This is a genomic window from Janthinobacterium sp. HH104 (genome assembly GCF_001758715.1).
In the GTDB taxonomy this organism is placed as follows: Bacteria; Pseudomonadota; Gammaproteobacteria; order Burkholderiales; family Burkholderiaceae_D; genus Janthinobacterium; species Janthinobacterium aestuarii.
Genome location: NZ_LRIB01000006.1, coordinates 1 through 1,068, shown reverse-complemented (window position 1 = coordinate 1,068; position 1,068 = coordinate 1). Strand labels below are relative to the sequence as shown.

Here is a 1,068-nt window from a genome sequence, read left to right as displayed (position 1 = left end):
TGGGCAAGATGACATCGCTGTGCCGCTCTGCCCTGGCGCGCCGTGGCATCGGCCTGTACGGCTTTCGTATCGCCGAGCCGCACCACGACGGCTGCCCGCACTGGCATTTGCTGCTGTTCGTGCGCCCGACCGCGAAATACAAGACGGCCCACCTGCAGGACGTGGCCGGCCGCGCCATCCGCATCATGAAGCGCTACGCCTGGCGCGTGGATCGTGGCGAACCGGGCGCCTTCGCGCGCCGCCTGGACGTGAAACGCATCGACTGGGCGAAGGGCAGCGCCGCCGGCTACATCGCCAAGTACGTGGCCAAGAACATCGACGGCGTGGCCGAGCACAAGACGAAAGAAGGCTACGTCGTCACGGCCGACACCGAAGGCGATGTCGAGCTGACGCCATCGGCACGCGTCGAGTCCTGGGCCGCATGCTGGGGTATCCGTCAATTCCAGCAGTGGGGCGGCGCCCCCGTCACCGTGTGGCGCGAACTGCGCCGCATCGAGGAAAGCATGCTCAACGAAGCCCCGGCCGCCATGCGCCGCGCCTGGGACGCCGTGCAAAAGATCGACGGCGAAAAGCGCGCCTGCTGGGCCGAGTACCTGCGCGCCCAAGGCGGCGCCCTTGTGCCGCGCAAGGAATTGGTCGTCACCCTGGCCAAGGACGAAAAAACCGTCATCGGCCGCTACGGTGAAACGCTGCGCACCACGCCCTACGGCGTGCGCTGCAGCGACCTGATTGGTGTGGTCTTCAAGTCCGTGCGCCATACGTGGACGCCGGTACAGGCCACAGGCGCTCGCGCGGTGGCTGTTGGGGTTGCCGTTCCTCGGACTCGTGTAAATAACTGTACGCACCCCGACCGCCCTGCCCCGGCCACGCCGCCGGCGGCGCCCGTGCCTGAGCTGCCTGACGAGGCAAAAACAGCGCTGATTGCCGCCTGGGCGGCCGTCAACGCCTGTCCGTGGCCCCGGCTGATCGTCCCCGACACCCCACCCCATGAAGGAGATGGCACATGAGCACCTATGCCGTGATCGTTCGCACGCAAACCGAACGCTTTGAATTTTTTGAGGTTGCCGC

Annotated in this window: 1 protein-coding gene; it reads left to right on the top strand. The window is 66.8% G+C overall.

The annotated features are described in order from the left end of the window. Positions 1–1,007 (top strand): replication endonuclease (locus JAB6_RS00630; protein WP_139143234.1); only part of this gene is annotated, 1,007 nt, incomplete at its 5' end. Positions 1,008–1,068 lie beyond the last annotated feature (61 nt).